The 18,051-nt window shown below is 72.1% G+C and carries 17 protein-coding genes; 5 read left to right on the forward strand and 12 right to left on the reverse strand.

Going from position 1 to position 18,051, the window contains the following annotated elements:
* Positions 1 to 53: 53 nt before the first annotated feature.
* The 5 genes from ABC138_RS07450 to ABC138_RS07470 form a co-directional block, all read right to left on the reverse strand.
* Complete coding sequence (locus ABC138_RS07450) at positions 54 to 1,430, reverse strand: hypothetical protein (RefSeq protein WP_345913142.1); 1,377 nt, start codon at positions 1,428 to 1,430, stop codon at positions 54 to 56.
* Positions 1,427 to 1,912 (reverse strand): hypothetical protein, encoded by a 486-nt coding sequence (locus ABC138_RS07455; protein ID WP_345913144.1) that lies wholly within the window; start codon positions 1,910 to 1,912, stop codon positions 1,427 to 1,429. The genes ABC138_RS07450 and ABC138_RS07455 overlap by 4 nt, the downstream gene beginning before the upstream one ends.
* A gap of 15 nt (positions 1,913 to 1,927) precedes the next feature.
* Positions 1,928 to 2,527: a hypothetical protein gene (locus tag ABC138_RS07460; RefSeq protein WP_345913145.1), complete on the reverse strand. Its 600-nt coding sequence runs from the start codon at positions 2,525 to 2,527 to the stop codon at positions 1,928 to 1,930.
* A gap of 86 nt (positions 2,528 to 2,613) precedes the next feature.
* The gene (locus ABC138_RS07465) at positions 2,614 to 3,405 is read right to left on the reverse strand and encodes a hypothetical protein (RefSeq protein WP_345913146.1); all 792 of its coding nucleotides are present in this window, start codon (positions 3,403 to 3,405) and stop codon (positions 2,614 to 2,616) included.
* Positions 3,406 to 3,409: 4 nt separating this feature from the next.
* Complete coding sequence (locus ABC138_RS07470) at positions 3,410 to 3,946, reverse strand: MauE/DoxX family redox-associated membrane protein (protein ID WP_345913147.1); 537 nt, start codon at positions 3,944 to 3,946, stop codon at positions 3,410 to 3,412.
* 165 nt (positions 3,947 to 4,111) lie between these two features.
* On the opposite strand from ABC138_RS07470, the gene ABC138_RS07475 reads away from it, so the two are divergent.
* A complete protein-coding gene (locus ABC138_RS07475) occupies positions 4,112 to 5,983 on the forward strand; it encodes an acyl-CoA dehydrogenase (RefSeq protein WP_068328931.1) in 1,872 nt (623 codons plus the stop codon).
* A gap of 72 nt (positions 5,984 to 6,055) precedes the next feature.
* On the opposite strand, the gene ABC138_RS07480 is transcribed toward ABC138_RS07475, so the two are convergent.
* Together ABC138_RS07480 and ABC138_RS07485 are read right to left on the reverse strand one after the other, a co-directional pair.
* Positions 6,056 to 6,259: a DUF6458 family protein gene (locus ABC138_RS07480; protein WP_068328924.1), complete on the reverse strand. Its 204-nt coding sequence runs from the start codon at positions 6,257 to 6,259 to the stop codon at positions 6,056 to 6,058.
* A 24-nt stretch (positions 6,260 to 6,283) separates the two neighbouring features.
* Entirely contained in the window at positions 6,284 to 6,484 is a 201-nt protein-coding gene (locus tag ABC138_RS07485) for a hypothetical protein (protein WP_345913148.1), read from the reverse strand.
* A 115-nt stretch (positions 6,485 to 6,599) separates the two neighbouring features.
* Here ABC138_RS07485 and ABC138_RS07490 point away from each other — a divergent pair, with 115 nt between their 5' ends.
* Complete coding sequence (locus ABC138_RS07490; protein WP_338537503.1) at positions 6,600 to 7,337, forward strand: hypothetical protein; 738 nt, start codon at positions 6,600 to 6,602, stop codon at positions 7,335 to 7,337.
* 31 nt (positions 7,338 to 7,368) lie between these two features.
* Here the strand turns inward: ABC138_RS07490 and ABC138_RS07495 are convergent, their stop codons facing one another.
* Complete coding sequence (locus ABC138_RS07495) at positions 7,369 to 9,345, reverse strand: cytochrome c oxidase assembly protein (protein ID WP_338537502.1); 1,977 nt, start codon at positions 9,343 to 9,345, stop codon at positions 7,369 to 7,371.
* A 78-nt stretch (positions 9,346 to 9,423) separates the two neighbouring features.
* Between ABC138_RS07495 and ABC138_RS07500 the strand changes: the two genes are divergently transcribed.
* Together ABC138_RS07500 and ABC138_RS07505 are read left to right on the forward strand one after the other, a co-directional pair.
* Entirely contained in the window at positions 9,424 to 9,867 is a 444-nt protein-coding gene (locus ABC138_RS07500; RefSeq protein WP_068328915.1) for a MarR family transcriptional regulator, read from the forward strand.
* 79 nt (positions 9,868 to 9,946) lie between these two features.
* Positions 9,947 to 11,917, forward strand: a complete 1,971-nt coding sequence (locus tag ABC138_RS07505; protein WP_338537501.1) for an FG-GAP-like repeat-containing protein — start codon at positions 9,947 to 9,949, stop codon at positions 11,915 to 11,917.
* A 124-nt stretch (positions 11,918 to 12,041) separates the two neighbouring features.
* Here the strand turns inward: ABC138_RS07505 and ABC138_RS07510 are convergent, their stop codons facing one another.
* Genes ABC138_RS07510 through pdhA form a run of 3 tightly spaced genes read right to left on the reverse strand, consistent with a single transcriptional unit; the run spans position 12,042 to position 15,654 of the window.
* Positions 12,042 to 13,418 (reverse strand): dihydrolipoamide acetyltransferase family protein, encoded by a 1,377-nt coding sequence (locus tag ABC138_RS07510; protein WP_345913149.1) that lies wholly within the window; start codon positions 13,416 to 13,418, stop codon positions 12,042 to 12,044.
* 14 nt (positions 13,419 to 13,432) lie between these two features.
* Positions 13,433 to 14,422, reverse strand: a complete 990-nt coding sequence (locus ABC138_RS07515; protein WP_068424226.1) for an alpha-ketoacid dehydrogenase subunit beta — start codon at positions 14,420 to 14,422, stop codon at positions 13,433 to 13,435.
* The gene (pdhA, locus tag ABC138_RS07520; RefSeq protein WP_345913150.1) at positions 14,419 to 15,654 is read right to left on the reverse strand and encodes a pyruvate dehydrogenase (acetyl-transferring) E1 component subunit alpha; all 1,236 of its coding nucleotides are present in this window, start codon (positions 15,652 to 15,654) and stop codon (positions 14,419 to 14,421) included. Before pdhA ends, ABC138_RS07515 begins: the two co-directional genes overlap by 4 nt.
* Positions 15,655 to 15,827: 173 nt before the next feature.
* On the opposite strand from pdhA, the gene hisC reads away from it, so the two are divergent.
* The gene (gene hisC, locus ABC138_RS07525; protein WP_345913151.1) at positions 15,828 to 16,901 is read left to right on the forward strand and encodes a histidinol-phosphate transaminase; all 1,074 of its coding nucleotides are present in this window, start codon (positions 15,828 to 15,830) and stop codon (positions 16,899 to 16,901) included.
* A 75-nt stretch (positions 16,902 to 16,976) separates the two neighbouring features.
* On the opposite strand, the gene ABC138_RS07530 is transcribed toward hisC, so the two are convergent.
* Positions 16,977 to 17,915, reverse strand: a complete 939-nt coding sequence (locus tag ABC138_RS07530; protein ID WP_068328900.1) for a hypothetical protein — start codon at positions 17,913 to 17,915, stop codon at positions 16,977 to 16,979.
* Between the last annotated feature and the right edge of the window lie 136 nt (positions 17,916 to 18,051).

Here is an 18,051-nt window from a genome sequence, read left to right on the forward strand (position 1 = left end):
GCTCCTCCGGGAGCGGTGGCCGGAGCGGCGGTCGGGTCCGCGCGGACCCGACCTCAGATGACGATCGTCCCGCCCTCGAAGGTGCACGACCACCGACCATCGGAGCGGCGGGTCGTGTCGGAGGTCGGGTAGCCGTAGGGGCCGGAGTGTCCCCCCTTCGCCACCCACGCGTCGAGCATCGCGGTGGTGACGAGGCGAGGCGTGCCCGACCCCAGGCGCCAGAGCTGGCCGCCGGCGAAACGTTGGCGGCTGCCGCGCAGGGTCTTGGCCGCGACGGCCACGGGCAGCACGAGCACGCCGCTCTCCGCGCCGTGCCGGCGCCAGGCCCTGGCGAACTCGCCGGAGACGTGCACCCCCCGGGCGCTGCCACGCTGGCTGATCGCGCCGCGCTGGAAGTGCTGCACCCACCCGGACGAGACCGTCCTGCGGTTGGACGTCGGGTAGCCCAGCTCGCCCGAGGTGCGGCCGGTGTCCTCCCAGATCGTCCAGGCCCCGGCGTACACCGCGTAGAGCGTGCCGAGCGAGGGCCCGGCGACCGCGCCCTTCTCGAACCGCTGGGTCAGTCCCCCGGACTTCGAGAGGTACTCCAGGCCCAACGGGTAGCCGAGGCGCCCCTTGACCGAGCCCTGGGAGACGAGCACGTCCACGACGCCCTTGCGGATCGGGATCGCCCGCTTGACCCGGGTCGAGTGGTAGATGCGACCGTTCGAGTACCGCACGTAGGTGCCGACACCGTCCCCGACGGAGCGCACGGGACCCATGGAGTGGCCGAGGTGGGAGCGCTGCTCCCCCATGGCGTAGTACCGCGAGGAGATCGCGCCCCACTTGGGCAGGAGCGAGGTCGAGTGCTCGGAGGTGCGGTTGTCGACGAGGGAGGTCGTCGTGCAGTTCTCCCACTGATAGGGCGGCGTGCAGCTGACGACGCGGCAGTGGACGCCGCCGCTGCACGAGACGTGCGTGTTGCACTGCCCGTAGCGGAAGGCGTTGCAGCAGATCCGGCGCTGGTCGCACGTCGCGCTCGAGCCGGTGCCGCAGCTGCAGGACCAGCAGCGGGAGTCGCAGATGTGGTCCCGGCAGCCGGTGGTGCACCGCGAGCAGGTCGCGTTGCAGTCGACGATGTACCGGTACCTGCCGCCGCACCACGAGGAGCCGGCGGCCTTCCACCAGCCGGCCGCGAAGCTGCCGGGCGGGCAGGCGTTCGCCCCCTTGTTGATCGTCGCGCAGAAGACCGTCCAGCCGGAGGAGGCCGTGCTGCCGGGGCCGCAGACGGTCGCGTAGGCCGAGACGGGGCGAAGGGCGTAGGCCTTGGGGTCGACGACGAGGGCCGACCCGGCGACCGCGGAGCCGACGAGGACGTCGCGCCGGGACACCTCCGGCAGGCGTCCGGCGATCGAGTCGACGAGGCGCGCGGTCCACGACCCCCTGCTCATCGGACCCCCTCCACGGTCCCGGCCCCGGAGACCCTGATGCCGGCGACGACCCGCGCGATGCGCGGCACGACCGCCATCCGGCGCGAGTGCGCCCCGGTGACGGCGTAGAGGCAGAAGCCGTGGCCCCCTTCGCTGAAGAACCACTGGCCGGCGCTGCGGCCGGGCACGTACCTGGCCAGCCGGTTGGCGGCGAACTGCGAGGGCGAGACGACCGGGCGCCCCTGCCGGGCGAAGAGCCCCGTCCCCGCGACCTCCGGACCGTGGTCGATGAGCGCGACGAAGCCGTCGTCCGGGCCGAGGACGTCGATGAGCTCGCCCCCGAAGTCCCCGAGGTCGGCCGGGAGCGGCCGCGAGGCCGCGTGGAGGATCGGGCGGGTGTGGTCACCGGCCCCCGACATAGCTGAGCGCAGGGGCACCTGCGGCCGCCGTCGCACCCGCACGTGCCACCCCGTGGGCACCTGCGCCGAGATCGTCACTGCCATGTGATGCGCGCCCCTTCAGACTCCGACCGCCGTGCCGGCGCACAGCAGCGCGGCCAGGGTCAGTGTGGTCCACGCCACCCTAGCGGCCGGGGCCTCCCAGCGGCCGAGTACGCCGAAGACGTCGTGCAGGTCCTGCGGCGAGTCCACGCGGCGCACCAGCGCGAGCGGGAGCGAGCGCACGAGCCCGAAGACAAGCCCGATGAGCGCGCCGGCCCACCACCGCCCGGCGAGGAGCTCGGCGAAGAAGACGGCGTAGGTCGTCGTGCTCGTGATGATCGTGACGAAGCCCAGCCCGAGCTGCACGCCGAAGCCCAGCCCGGTCACCCAGCCGCGGTAGCGCCCGATCCACTCGCGCTCGACCTGCCGCCGCCACGAGGGCACGCCGTGCCCACCCGAGCGCACGTCGAGCACGAGCCCCACGACCAGCAGCAGCGCGAACCCGCCGAGCACCGGCGCCGACCCCCGCGCGCCGTCGGGCACGAGGGAGCCCACGAGGCCCAGCAGCGCCCCCACGAGGCCGGCCGCGAGCACCGAGCCCACGAGGTACGCCGCGGCCGTGCGCGTCCAGCTCGCTCCACGTCCCCGCTCACCGAGCGGGGTGATGCTCGAGAGCATCGACTCGCCTCAAGGCGACCACGTGGCGCGGATGGCGGCGACGACCGCCATCGGCACGCCGAGGGCCAGCCCGAGGAGGACGGGCGTCATCTGGGGTCGGCGCCCCGCCCCGGCTCGCCCCCGCGCCCCGCCAGCGGCTCCGGCCGCAGGCTGGGGTGGTCCGGGCCGATCCCGGCCGCCAGCAGCTCGGCGTCGACCGACGCCGGGTGGTCCCGGTCGCCCCGGTCGACGAAACCCTCGTTCGCACCCGCCCGCTGCTCGTCGTCCGCCACGGCCTGGGCCATGAGGTCGCTCACCTGGGCCCATGTCGTCGCGGAGCCCTCCCCGAGCACGCGTCCACCCTCGACGTAGACGAAGTACGGGCTGCCCGGGATCTCGAAGTCGCCCCACGCGGTGCTGGAGCGCACGAGGTCGAGGTGGGGCGGGGCGACCTTGGCGAGGGCGGACGGAGACTCCTCGTCGTCCCCCTTCGTCACGATGAGCAAGCGGCCGCCGCCCGGGACGTCGACCGGCTGCCGGAACTCGGTCCAGAAGCTCGCGCACACGCTGCACCCGGTCGTCAGGAAGGCGAGCAGGGTGCGCCCGGAGAGGTCCTCGCGACGCTCGTCGCCGCCACCCAGGCGCGTCCCGACGAGCTCCGGGACCCCGGCGCCGTCGGCGCGGCCGCGCGCGACGACCCCCGTCTCGAGCTCGACGGGGACGGGCCCGGGCGAGCCGGTGGCCGCCTCCGCGGCGCGGTCCAGCTCGAGGCCGGCGCCGAGGTCGTGGAGCGACTTGAGGATGAGCGCGTGGCTGCGCAGGAGCCCGAGGACGAGCACCGACAGGAGCACGAGGACGACGAGCTCGCCGATGACGAGGGTGAGCAGGAGCGGGTTCACGGGGTCAGGCCTTCCGGGTCGAGCGGATCGCGGCAGCGGTCGTGGTGGGCAGGACGGCGATGACCTGCCAGGCGAGGAAGCCGACGAGGACGGCGAGCACCACGGTCACGGCGAGCCCGCCGATGCCCGCACTCCACCACGGGGCGGCGGGCGGGGCCACCGCGACCGCGAGCGCGGCGAGCGCGAGCAGCCCGGTGACGAGGGCGTGGCTGCGGGTCGGGGGCGTGTCCGCCCGGCCGAAGCACCCGCACGAGGCGAGCACTCCTCCCTTCGCCAGGGCGAGGAGGACGAACCCGGTGAAGCCGGCGTGCAGGAGGGCCACGGCGAGCGCGCTCCACCGTCCGGGCAGGACGAGGGCGGCCGCGCCGGCGACCACCTCGGCCGCGGCGAACCCACGGACGACGAAGGGGGGCACCCGCGCCCCGACGGAGCGCAGCGCGCGCACGAGGTCACCCGGGTCGAGGACCTTGGGCAGGCCGGCGAGGACGAGCAGGGCCCCCGCGGCCAGGAAGGCCGGACCGGCCCACGCCCAGACGAACATGCGGATCCCCCTCACGGGTCTCGGTTCCCGCGGCACGCTACCCGTTCGTGTGCGTCAGGTCACCGCGACCGCCGCTTGCCACAGCTCGCACCTCGGGTGAAGATGGATGAAAAGCCGAGGTAAGCGCTTGCTTACCCCACCCGAGCAGACCAGGAGTCACCCCCGATGGGTCACTACAAGAGCAACCTGCGCGACATCGAGTTCAACCTCTTCGAGGTCTTCGGTCGCGACGAGGTCCTGGGCCAGGGCCCCTACGAGGCGGTCGACGCCGACACCGCGCGCGAGATGCTCAAGGAGTACGCGCGTCTGGCCGAGAACGAGCTCGCCGAGTCCTTCGCCGACGCCGACCGCAACCCCCCGGTCTTCGACCCCGAGACCTCGTCCGTGGCGATGCCCGAGTCCTTCAAGAAGTCGTACAAGGCCTTCCAGGACGCTGGCTTCTGGTCGCTCGACCTGCCCGAGGAGCTCGACGGCACCGTCGCTCCCCCGTCGCTGCGCTGGGCGATGAACGAGCTCGTCCTCGGCGCCAACCCGGCCATCGGCATGTTCGGCGCGAGCTACTCCTTCGCCAAGCTGCTCTACCTGCTCGGCACCGACGAGCAGAAGAAGCTCGCGAAGTGGATTGCCGAGAAGGGCTGGCACTGCACCATGGTGCTCACCGAGCCCGACGCCGGCTCGGACGTCGGCGCCGGGCGGACCAAGGCCACCGACAACGGCGACGGCACGTGGAACATCGAGGGCGTCAAGCGCTTCATCACCTCGGCCGAGTCGGACATGACCGACAACGTCGTCCACTTCGTCCTCGCCCGCCCCGAGGGCGCCGGCCCGGGCACCAAGGGCCTGAGCCTCTTCATCCTCACCAAGTACGCCGTCGACCTCGAGACCGGCGAGTTGGGCGAGCGCAACGGCGTCTACGTCACCAACGTCGAGAAGAAGATGGGCCTGAAGGTCTCGACGACCTGCGAGGTGACCTTCGGCGAGAAGCACGCCGCCGTCGGCACCCTCTTCGGCGACGTCCACGACGGCATCGCCCAGATGTTCCGCGTCATCGAGAACGCCCGGATGATGGTCGGCACCAAGGCCATCGCCACCCTCTCCACCGGCTACCTCAACGCGCTCGAGTACGCCAAGGAGCGCGTCCAGGGCGCCGACCTGACGACGCCCGCCAAGGACGCGCCGCGTGTGACGATCACCCACCACCCGGACGTGCGCCGCAGCCTCATGCTGCAGAAGGCCTACGCCGAGGGCCTGCGGGCGCTCGTCACGCTCACGTCGAGCCAGCAGGACACCGTCGACGTCGAGCAGCTCGCGACGGGCGTCGAGGAGATCGCCGACGACTCCCCCGCCGCGATGGCCAACCGGGTCAACGACCTGCTGCTGCCGATCGTCAAGGGCCTGGGCTCCGAGCGGGCCTGGACCCTCCTCGGCACCGAGTCGCTGCAGACCTTCGGTGGCTCCGGCTTCCTGCAGGAGTACCCGATCGAGCAGTACGTCCGCGACGCGAAGATCGACACCCTCTACGAGGGCACCACGGCCATCCAGGGTCAGGACTTCTTCTTCCGCAAGATCGTGCGTGACAACGGCCAGGCGCTGGGTCACCTCGCGATGCAGATCCAGGAGTTCGCCCAGGACGTCGACGCGCAGGGCGGTGCGCTCAAGCACGAGCGCGAGCTGCTCGGCCAGGGCCTGGAAAACGTCCAGGGCATCCTCGGCGCGATGTTCCAGGCGCTCATGGCCTCCGACCCCAAGCAGGAGGGCTCGGACATCACCAACATCTACAAGGTCGGCCAGAACACCTCGCGTCTGCTGCTCGGCGCCGGCGACCTCGTCGTCGGCTGGCTGCTGCTGCGCCAGGCCGCCGTTGCCACCGAGGCCCTCGAGGCCGGCGCGGAGGGCAAGGACAAGGACTTCTACACGGGCAAGATCGCCGCGGCGAGCTTCTTCGCCAAGAACGTCCTGCCGCGCCTGGCCTCCGAGAGGGCCATCGCCGAGGCGACGGACAACAGCCTCATGGACGTGCCGGAGTCGGCCTTCTGACCGGATGGGCACATGACGAAGGGGGCGCCCCGCCAGCTGGCGGGGCGCCCCCTTCGGGCTGTGCCCGGTGCGTCAGAAGCGACGGTCGTCGTGCACGACCGTCTCGCGACGACTGCGGTTGAGCACGAGGCTGAGGATGATGGCGAGGACGCCCAGACCGATGGCGATCCAGCCGATGACCCCGAGGTCGAGGCCGACGACCGTCATGTCGCCGTTGTAGGCGAAGACGATGACCAGGCCGACGAGCAGGAGGAAGATCCCGGCTCCGATGTACATGTGGCGCTCCTTCTTGTCTCCGGCTCAGAGCCGGCTGTCGGTCTCTCTGACGTCGACCCGCGGGGCGGGGTCATGACGGCCACGCGGCTCACGAGGATCGGTGTGGACCGAGAGCTTGGTGGGGATGCTGCGCTTGCGGGGCGGACGGTCGAGGAGGAAGAAGGCGACCAGCATGACGAAACTGAACACGACGACGAAGATCCAGAACACGGCCTCACCACCCATCGCGCACCTCCCTCCTCGGCGTTTCGGTCCAGCGTAACGCGGGGAAGGGGGCACACTCGGGGTTGTGACCCCGCGAGTCACAGCAGCCACACTCGCCACACCCTTGGAGCTCCTCATGCACCCGACCCGCGCGATGTCCCTGACCGCCACGGCCGCCCTCGCCCTCTCGCTCGCCCCCACCGCCGCGAACGCCGGGACCGAGGCCTCGGCGGCCACGACCGCGGCCTCCGCCAAGCGTTCGTCGACGGTGACGATCACCGTCGAGCCGCTGTGGAGCGGCATCGGCGAAAAGCTCGTCGCCCGCGGCGAGGTCTACGAGACCGACACCTACCGACCGCTCGCCAACCGCTCCATCGTCTTCCAGGCGCGCAACGTCGGCTCCTCCACGTGGACGACCATCGCCCGTCCCGAGACCAGCTCGGACGGCGCCTTCCGCGTGGACCTCAAGCCCGACCGCTCCAAGACCTACCGCGCCGTCTACAAGGGCAACGCGTGGTACGACGGCGACCACAGCAACTGGGAGCGCCAGACCGCGACGCCGGGCACCAAGGTGCGCACGAGCGTGCGGCTCTACCAGACCTCCACCGGAGGCACCCAGGTCAGGGGGCGTCTCACCAAGCTGTGGTCGAGCTCGATCCGGCCGCTGCGCTCGGCCAACGTCTACATCCAGGCCCGCCAGGCCTACGGGACCTACTGGTTCGACGCCGGTCACACCAAGACCAACGGCCACGGCTACTACGCGTGGAGCACGTCGGTGAAGCCCAACGCCTGCTACCGCTACCGCGCCATCTACAAGGGCAACAGCACGTGGGCGGCCAAGAGCAACGAGGCCGAGTGGACCAGCTGCAGCTGACCCCACACCCCACGGCGCCGACCGGCCGAGCTCAGTCCTGACGACCGAGCTCGGCCAGTCGCGCGTTGTAGGCCTCGAGCTCGGCGTCGCCGTCACGGTCTGCCGTGCGGTCCCGGCGACGGGTCTCCTTGTCGTCGTTGCGCATCCACTGCCAGGCGACCGCGACGGCGAGCACGAGCGTGGGCGCCTCGCCGACGCCCCACGCGATGGCCCCACCGGTGCGCTGGTCGCCGAGCGGGTCGTCCATCCACGGCAGGTTGAGCCGGCCGAAGAAGTCCGGCGCGAGCAGCTCCGTGGACTGCGTGAGGATCACGCCGAAGAAGGCGTGGAAGCTGATCGTCGTGAAGAGGACGACGAGCAGCGCCAGGGGCGACCAGCGCCTGGGCCCCGGGTCGATGCCGATGAGCACCCAGGTGAACATGTACCCGGTCGCGAGGAAGTGCACCATCATCAGCACGTGGCCCGTGTGGGTGCTCATCGCCAGCTCGAAGAGCGGGCTGTAGTAGAAGATCGCCAGGCTGAAGAAGAAGAGCGCGGCCGCGACGGCCGGGTTGGCGAGCACCCGCAGGTAGGTCGAGTGGACGGTCGCGAGGACGAGCTCCCGGGGACCGAGGGTCTTGTCCCTGCGAGCCGGCAGCGCGCGCAGCGCCAAGGTGATCGGCGCCCCCGGCACCATGAGCAGCGGGGCGATCATCGCCACGCCCATGTGCTCGACCATGTGCCAGGAGAAGAGGAGCTTGCCGTAGACGGCCGGCCCCCCCGAGGTGAAGTAGACGAAGACGAGCCAGCCGGCCACCCAGCTGAGCGTGCGCAGCGTCGACCAGTGGTCACCGCGGGCGCGCAGCCGCAGGACCCAGCGCACGTAGACGAAGATCGCGATGGCCGCGACGGCCAGCCACAGCCAGTCCACCTGCCAGGCGGTGAGCCAGCTCGAGCCGGTCGGCGCCCCCGGGTCCGGGTAGCCGCTGAGGTCGTAGACGATCGCGTTCTCCGGAGCGGTGGGCGCGCTGCCGGGAGTCGGCGTGCGGCCCACCGCAACGCCCAGACCCATGGCAGCGGCCATGACGGCGACCTCGCCGACGGCCAGCCGGACGAAGGGGGCGACCCCCTCCGCGCCCGCCTCCAGGACGGCGATGGTCCGGCTGCGGTGCCACCAGCCCAGGGCGCCGAGCACGACGGCCGCGACGGTCTTGGCGACGAGGAGGACCCCGTAGCGCGACGCGAGCCCGCTGAGGTCACCGATGTTGATCCACGCGGCGAGCAGGCCCGAGCCGACGAGCAGGACGAAGCACCACGCCGCGATGCTCGAGTACCGACGGACCGTCACCGCGACGTGCGAGCCGAGCGAAGGGCGGACCACGAGGAGCGCGACGAGCCCGCCGACCCACACGGTCGCCGAGACGAGGTGGAAGGCGAGGGCGTTGACCCCGCTCATGTGGTCCAGGCTCGCCGACGAGTGCCCGGACAGGGCGAGGGGCAGCAGCGCCAGGACCGAGCCGCCGGCGCACCAGGCCAGGGCCCCCTTCGTCCTCGCCAGCGGGGCGGCGAGGGCCACGACGGCCACGAGGAGCGAGGAGATGACCGCCGTGCGGGTGCTGTCGAGGTCCCAGACGAAGGCGGTGAGCTGCGAGACGTAGGCCGGGTCGGTGAGGGGGATGCCGGCCAGCGAGGCGAAGTCGGTGAGCAGGCGCCCGACGCCCGCGAGGAACCAGACGATCGCCGCCACGCCCGCGAGCTGGGCGAGCGTCTCGCGCCGGGCCGTCCTCGTCGTCTCCGGCACGAGGAAGGCACCGACCACGAGGGCACCGACGGTGACCGCGGCGGCCGCGTCGTGGACGACCCGCAGCACCGGCAGCGACCAGCGCACGAAGGGACCGGGGTCGCCGAGCTCGAGCGGTGCCGCGCCGCCACCGAAAACCGTCGCGGCGAGGACCACCGCGACCGCCACGACCCCCAGGACCACCAGGGGGACGGGGGTGCTGCGGGGGGTGCTCGACGTGCTCGACATGCCCTCTAATCTAGGCAACGAGGGGGCCGGCGCCCGCATCGGTGCGCGGGGCCCCCTTCGTCGACCTGAGGAGGACCGGTGCCCACCACCCCACGCCAGCTGAGCCTGAGCGTCATCCGGATGCTGCGGATGCTGCACGCGACGCGTGCCCGCGCTCCACGCGTGCACCCCTCGGTCGAGCCGAGCCACCACTCCGTGCTCGTCGCGGTGCGCGACGCTCCGAGCCGCGTGGGCGACATCGCCGAGCGCAACCTCTCCGACGCCTCGACCGTGAGCCGGCAGGTGAGCCACCTCGTCGGCCTCGGGCTGCTGGAGAAGGTCCCGGACCCCGACGACGGCCGCGCCCAGCTCGTGGCCCTCACGCAGGAGGGCACGGCCCTGCTCGACGACCTCGTCGCCCGCCGCGAGGCCTGGTTCGGCGAGCTGCTCGCCGACTGGAGCGACGAGGACCTCGACGCCTTCATCGGGTACGTCGACCGGTTCTGCGACGCGGTCGCCGCGGACCAGCGACACCGTCCCTGAACCGCGCGGCGCAACCGGGCCCGTCCCCCCTGCGTCTGGGATGATGTCCGCGTCGCACCGCCACCCAGGGGGATCCACCATGTCGCACCGCCGCGCCGTCCTCACGGCCCTCGCACTCAGCACCTCCGTGGCGCTCGCCGCCGCCCCGGCGACCGCCGTGCCGGGGGACGTCACCGCTCCCCAGCCGGTCGAGCTCGACGTCATCTGCGACGGCATCGGCGCCGACACGGTGACCGTCACCGGTGACCTCGCCGACGGCGGCACCGCGAAGATCGAGCGCGGACCGCTCCGGGTCGTCGGCCGCCCGGGCTTCACCGGCACCGATGCCGACGGCGACCGGGTCGCGGTCGCGCCGAGCGGCACGGGCACCACCTGCACCGTGCAGGAGCCCACGCGCGACGAGGCGCTCGACGAGGTCCTCCCCCGAGCCCAGGCCGCCAAGGCTGCGCCCACGGGCGACGTGACCGGCGCGCTGACCTTCACCGTGACCGTCGACGACTCCGTCGCCAAGGCCACGCGGGGCGTCGACTCGACGACCGCCGCGCAGGCCGCGCTCCCCTTCGAGTCCGAGCTGCGTCGCTACCTCGGTTCCCGCCCGGGCGCCGTCGGCGTCGCCGTCCGCCTGCCCGGCACCGGCCGCTCGTGGACCTACACCAAGACCTCGTCGCGCAATGTGACTGCCAGCATCGTCAAGGTGCAGATCATGTCCGCCGTGATGATCAAGGCGCAGGAGGCCGGCCGCGGGCTCACCTCCTGGGAGAAGTCGAAGATCGTCCCGATGATCCGCTACAGCGACAACAACGCGACGACGGCCCTCTTCGACCACATCGGTGGCCGAGCCGGCCTCGACCGCGCGGGCTCACGGCTCGGCATGACCCAGACGTACGCCGACCCGTACAACCACTGGGGGCTGACGAGCACGACCGCCTTCGACCAGGCCCGGCTCATGGAGCACTACGCCCGCCCGTCGTCGGTCCTGAGCTACAGCAACCGGGTCTACGGCCTGAGCCAGATGCGCCAGGTCACCGCGAGTCAGGACTGGGGCGTGAGCGCCGGCCCGCCCGCCGGGACCGTCGCCCTGAAGAACGGCTGGTTGCCGCGCACCGACGGCTGGCACGTCAACAGCATCGGCTGGTCGAACTACGGCTCCGCCGACTACACGATCGGCGTCCTGACGCACGACGACCCGGGCTCGATGGGCACGCAGATCTCGACGATCGAGGGCGTCTCGCGCATCGTCTACAAGAACCGGCTCTCGCTGCTGCCGAGCACCCCGCCCGCGCAGCGGGGCCCACGCGGTGACCTGGACGGCGACGGCAGGGTCGACCTCATGGGCACCTCCGGCACCGGCCGGGTCTACGTCATGAAGGGCAACGGCAGCGACGACTTCGGCGGCAAGACCCTCGTGAAGTCCGCGCTCTCCGACGCCACCTGGTTCGGCCACGCCGGCGACGTCAACAGGGACGGTCGCTCCGACGTGCTCGTGCGCCGTGGCGACGGCCGGCTGCAGCTCATGTACGCGACGAGCACCGGTCAGCTCGGCGTGCTGAAGACGATCGCCACGGGCTGGGGCTCGTACACCGACATCGCCTCCGGTCTCGACGTCGACGGCAATGGCCGCCTCGACGTCGTCAACCGCAAGGTCGGCGGCTACGTCGACCACTACGAGCTGAGCGACTCCGGCACCCTCAAGCGGGTTCGCTCGATGGGTCGGCCGGCGCGCTACTACCCCAACGTCGAGCTCGTCCAGGACGTCGACGGCGACGGCCGCGACGACCTGCGCGGCATCGCCTCCGGCGGCCGGATGCGCACCTGGACCTCGCAGGGCACCTCGTGGAGCCAGACGGCCGCGACGAGCACCGGCTGGGACACGTACCGCACCGTGCTCGTCCCCGGTGACGTCAACGGCTCCTCGACCCACCAGGACGACATCGTCGCCGTCCTGCCCTCCGGTCGTGGACGGGTCTGGTACGGCGCGACGGGCGGCGGCCACACGAGCAGCTACCGCGTCCTCTCGGAGGGCCTGGGCAACCTGCCCTTCCTCTTCTGACCCGGCCCCCTCCCTTCCCTCCCGATGCTGCATTCCCCTAGGGCAATGCAGACCTGAACCCGCATTGCCCTAGGGGAATGCGGGTTCAGGTCTGCGGGCTCGGACCCGGGTCCTGCGGGGGGGGTCAGGCCCAGAGGAAGGCGGTGCCGGGGTCGTGCAGGAGGGCTCCGACATCGGCGAGGAGCTTGGAGCCGAGCTCGCCGTCGACGAACCGGTGGTCGAAGGAGAGCGCCAGCTGGGTCACCCAGCGCGGCTCGATCGACTCGCTGCCGTCCGCAGCCGTGACGACCCACGGCATGCGGCGGACCGCGCCGAAGGCGAGGATCGTCGCCTCGCCGGGGTTGAGGATCGGCGTGCCCGTGTCGACGCCGAAGACGCCGACGTTGGTGATGGTCGCCGTGCCGCCGCCGAGGTCCGCCGGCTGGGTGCGACCCTCGCGCGCCGTCGCGACGAGCCCGCCGAGCGCGGCGGCGAGGTCGTGCAGCGAGAGCGAGTCGGCAGCCTTGATGTTGGGCACGAGCAGTCCGCGCGGCGTCGCCGCGGCGATGCCCAGGTTCACGTCGGCGTGCAGGACGATCTCCTGCGCCGCCTCGTCCCAGCTCGCGTTGGCCTCGTGGTTGCGGCGCAGCGCCAGGCAGAAGGCCTTGGCGACGAGCAGCAGGGGCGTGACCTTGACGTCCTTGAAGGCCTTGTCCCGCTTCAGCCGCTCGACCATGTCCATCATCGCCGTGACGTCGACGGTGACGAACTCCGTCACGTGCGGTGCGGTGAAGGCCGAGGCCACCATCGCCTCGGCGGTCGCCTTGCGCACACCCTTGATCGGGACCCGGACGTCCTGACCCGGCGCTCGGCGGCCCACCTGGCCCACCGCTCCCTGAGGAGCTTGCGCAGCAACCGTCTCGACGGGGGCGGCCGACGCACCCGACGCCGCCGACTCGACGTCGGAACGGGTGACGATGCCCCCTTCGCCGGTGGGGGTCACCGACTGCAGGTCGACGCCGAGGTCCTTGGCGAGCTTGCGCACCGGTGGCTTGGCCAGGGCGCGGGTCTGCGCCCCGGTGAGCGGCGCCGGGGCCGCAGCCACGGGCGCCGCCGGTGGCTCGGGAGCCGGTGAAGGAGCCGCCTCCGCGGCAGGGGCGACGCCTCCCCGGCGGGCACGCCGACGGGTGCTGCCCGCCTTGGCGCCGTAGCCGACGAGGTTCGGCCCGGAGGCCTCCTCGGTCTCGCCCGGCGCGGCCGGGGCACTGGCCGGGGCCGCGCCGGCGACCTCGACCGAGATGATCGGGGCACCGACGTCGACGGTGTCGCCCTCGGCGACGAGGAGCTCGACGACGGTGCCCGCGAAGGGGATCGGGAGCTCGACGAGCGACTTGGCGGTCTCGACCTCGATGACGATGTCGTTGACGGCGACCTCGTCACCGACCTGGACCTTCCAGGTGGTGACCTCGGCCTCGGTGAGGCCCTCGCCGGGGTCGGGCAGGTTGAAGAGCTGGACGGCCACGGGGGTCCTCCTGGTCAGTGGGCGAGCGAGCGGTCGACGGCGTCGAGGACCCTGTCGAGGGTCGGGAGGAACTCATCCTCGAAGCGGCTGGGCGGGTACGGGATGTTGTACCCACCGACCCGGAGGACGGGCGCCTCGAGGTGGTAGAAGCACTCCTCCTGGATGCGCGCGACGATCTCCGCGCCCAGGCCGACGAAGGTGGACGCCTCGTGGACGACGACCGCCCGGCGAGTCTTCTTGACCGACTCGATGATCGTCGGCAGGTCGAGCGGGCTGAGGCTGCGCAGGTCGACGACCTCGAGGTCGCGGCCCTCCTCCTGCGCGGCCGCAGCCGCCTGGAGACAGGTCTTGACCATGGGGCCGTAGCAGAGCAGTGTCGCGTCGCTGCCCTCCCGGACCACTCGGGCGTCGTACAGACCGAGGTCCGGGGACCCCCCTTCGTCGATCTCGGTCTCGCCGCGCTCGTGGTAGCGACGCTTGGGCTCGAAGAAGATCACCGGGTCGTCGGTGCGGATCGCCTGCTGGATCATCCAGTACGCGTCCGCCGCGTTGCTGCAGGAGACGACGCGCAGGCCCGCGGTGTGCGCGAAGTAGGCCTCGTTGGACTCGCTGTGGTGCTCGACCGCGCCGATGCCGCCGCCGCAGGGGATGCGGATGACCATCGGCACCCGGAGGTGGCCGAGGGAGCGGGCGTGCATCTTGGCGACCTGGCTGACGATCTGGTCGAAGGCCGGGTAGACGAACCCGTCGAACTGGATCTCGACGACCGGGCGGTACCCGCGCAGGGCCAGGCCGACCGCGGTGCCGACGATGCCGGACTCGGCGAGCGGGGTGTCGAGGACGCGGTGCTCGCCGAAGTCCTTCTGCAGGCCCTCGGTGATGCGGAAGACGCCGCCGAGCTTGCCGACGTCCTCACCGAGGAGGACGACCTTGGGGTCCTCCTCCATGGCGCGGCGCAGACCGGCGTTGAGCCCCTTGGCCAGGGACAGGCGGGTGCCGGTCATGCCCGGCCTCCTTCCTCGGCGAAGCCGGCGTGGTAGGCGATGAACTCCTCGCGCTCCGCGTCGACGAGCGGGTGCGGCTCGGTGTACTGGTGGTCGAACATCGTCGACAGCTCAGGATCCGGCATCTCCTGGCACGCCGTGCGGATCCGGGTGGCGACCTCGTCGGCCTCCGCGTCGACGGCGGCGAAGAAGTCCGGGTCGGCGTGGCCGCGCTCGGCCATGAAGCCTCGCATGCGCTTGATCGGGTCCTTGTGCTTCCAGATCTCGACCTCGGCGTCGCTGCGGTACTTCGTCGGGTCGTCGGAGGTCGTGTGCGCACCCATGCGGTACGTGTACGCCTCGATCAGGGTCGGGCCCTGGCCGCTGCGGGCCTTGTCGAGCGCGTGCTTGGCGACCGCGTAGCTGGCGAGCGGGTCGTTGCCGTCGACGAGGACGCCGGGGAAGCCGAAGCCGCGGGCGCGCTGGTAGGGCGGGATGATGAACTGCTTGTCGTTGGGCTCGGAGATCGCCCACTGGTTGTTCTGCACGAAGAAGACCACCGGGGCGTTGCTCACGGCCGCGAAGACGAGGGCCTCGTTGAAGTCGCCCTGGCTCGTGCCGCCGTCGCCGGTGAAGGCCATGACCGCGCAGTCGCGCTCGGGGTCGCCGGTGCCCACCGCGCCGTCGGCCGTGATGCCCATCGCGTAGCCGACCGCGTGGAGCATCTGGTTGCCGATGACGATCGTGTACAGGTGGAAGTTGTTCTCGTTGGAGTCCCACCCGCCGTGGTTGACCCCGCGGAACATGCCGAAGAGGCTCACCGGGTCGACGCCGCGGCACCAGGCGACGCCGTGCTCGCGGTACCCCGGGAAGGCGTAGTCGTGGGGGCGCAGGGCGCGGCCGGCCCCGACCTGCGCGGCCTCCTGGCCGAAGAGGCTCGGCCACAGACCGAGCTCCCCCTGGCGCTGCAGCGCGAAGCCCTCGGCGTCGATGCGCCGCACGAGGACGAGGTCGCGGTAGATCGTGCGCGCGTCCTCGCTCGTCATGTCCTCGACGATCTGCGCGTACGGCTCGTTGGTCGCGTTGGTCGCGAGCCGGTTGCCGTCGGCGTCGACGAACTGGACCATCTCCGGGTTGTCGTCGGAGAAGTGGCCGGTGATCGCCGACGGGGGCTTCGGGCCGCTCTCCGGCGAGGGCTCGAAGGCCCCGGCCATCTGGGTACCGGCGCGGCCGGTGACCTCGTTGTCACTCACGGTTGGTGCTCCCTTCGGCCCGGCACGGGGGTCGCCCGCACCGCGGCTGTGCTGCGTGCGGCGGGTTGTGACCCGAGCCACAGATCTCTGGTGGGGGCCAACCTAGCGTCTCACCCACTCGACACCAAAAGCGCTGGCGCGGGCTCACCGGGGAGGGCGTTAGGGTGCCGCGCATGGACACCCCGCGGCTGCGCCCCGCCCTCGACCAGGTCCCTGCGTACGTGGCCGGGAAGCCGCCCGCCCCCCGCGAGGGCCTCACGGTCTACAAGGTGTCGTCCAACGAGAACCCCAACCCGCCGCTCCCCTCGGTCGTCAAGGTCATCGAGGAGGCGGCGACGCAGGTCAACCGCTACCCGGACATGGGCGTCACCGCCCTCACCGACGCGCTCGCCGCCCACCTCGCCGTGCCCCGCGAGCAGATCGCGACCGGCACCGGCTCCGTCGGCGTGCTCGCCCAGATCATCCAGTCGACGTGCGACCCGGGTGACGAGGTCGTGTACGCGTGGCGCTCCTTCGAGGCGTACCCGATCGTCGTCGCGATCGCCGGTGCGACGTCCGTCCAGGTCCCGCTGACCGCCGACCACCGCCACGACCTCGACGCCATGGCCGCCGCGATCACGGACCGCACACGGGTCGTGCTCGTCTGCACCCCCAACAACCCCACGGGCCCGTCGGTGCAGCACGCCGAGCTCGAGGACTTCATCGCCAAGGTCCCGAAGGACGTCCTCGTCGTCGTCGACGAGGCCTACCTCGAGTTCGTCGAGGGCGAAGGGGAGGTCGACGGCCTCGACCTGCGCCGGCGGCACGACAACGTCATGCTCCTGCGCACCTTCTCGAAGGCCTACGGCCTGGCGGGCCTGCGCGTCGGGTACGCGGTCGCGCCGGAGCCGGTGGCCGAGGCGCTGCGCAAGACCGCGACCCCCTTCGGCGTCAACCTCATCGCGCAGGCCGCGGCCATCGCCTCGCTCGAGGCCCAGCACGAGCTCGACGTGCGGGTCAAGGAGATCGTCGCCGAGCGCGGTCGGGTCCTGGACGCCCTGCGCGAGGCGGGCTGGGAGATGAGCGAGAGCCAGGCGAACTTCGTGTGGTTCCCGCTCGGCGCGCGGACGCCCGACTTCGTCGCGGCCTGCGGCGAGGCCGGGCTGTCGGTGCGCCCGTACGGCACCGACGGCGTACGGGTGACGATCGGCGAGCCCGAGGCCAACGACCGGCTCATCGAGGTGGCTCGGGCCTTCGGCCCCGCCTGATCCGGCCGGGAGGCTGCATTGCCCTAGGGGAATGCAGACGAACGGTCGGCGTGGGGTCCGGGCACGAAGGGGGGCTCACGCCGGCCCGGCCACCGCGACGGCGTCGCGGACGCGTCCGAGCAGGATCGAGGGATTGTCGAGATCGCCCCAGCCGATCCGCACGAAGACCCACCCCTCCGCCTCGAGCGCGGTCTGCCGCGCCAGCTGCGCCTGCATCACCTCGGGGCCGGTGTACTTGACCTCGCCGTCGAACTCGATGGCGACCTTGCGACCCCGCAGCGCGAAGTCGAGCCGGTACCAGCGACCCCCGGCCCGCACCCAGACCTGCGGGTCGTACTCCCAAGCGCCCAGGCGCAGGACGGCGGCGGTCAGCGTCTCCCCCGGCGACTCGTGCCGGGGGTCGACGTGGGCCAGGGCACGACGCGCCGCCGCGACACCTCGCGTCCCGGACCGCACCCGGAGGCCCTCCTCGAGGTCGGCTACCGTGCACAGCCCGTGGCGGACTGCATGGTCCGCCGCCACGAGCGCCCCCGACGGGCTGTTGGCGGCGGCCATGCCCACGATCGCCGTCGCCGGGTCGACGACCCGCACCCGGCCGCCCACCAGAGGCACGTCGATGAGTCGGCAGTCCGCCCCCTTCGCCGCGAACTCGCTGACGCGCACGCTGCGGCGGGTCCGGCCGTGACCAGCACCCAGGACCGCGATCTCGACGGTCGCGAGGTCGCACCGGGCGATCGGCATCCCGTGGAGGAGCACCGCGGAGACGCGGCAGGCCGCGGCGCCGTCCCCGAGGAGTCGCAGGTTGGCGGCCACGCGCAGGACGTGGCGCTCCTCGTCCGTCGCGTCCGGGCGGCACGAGTACCACCCCGGCGCCGGCCGCCAGATCAGCTCGCGGCGGACCAGTGCGGCCAGGTCGTGACCGGAGATCGCTGCGTCATGGGCCTGCGCGGTCGAGAAGAGCGCCAAGTCCTGGAAGGCGGAGATGTCGACGTGCCGCGGTCTGGTGGGGGCCATGGACCCACCGTGGCCGAATCCCGAGTCGCGCGCGGCGACTTGTCCACAGGCAGCCCCAGAGGGGTGCATTGCCCTAGGGGAATGCAGCCTCTGGGCGACCGCTCGTCTGCATTGCCCTAGGGGAATGCAGGGGTGC

Source organism: Janibacter sp. LM, from assembly GCF_039631275.1.
Classification (GTDB): Bacteria; Actinomycetota; Actinomycetes; order Actinomycetales; family Dermatophilaceae; genus Janibacter; species Janibacter terrae.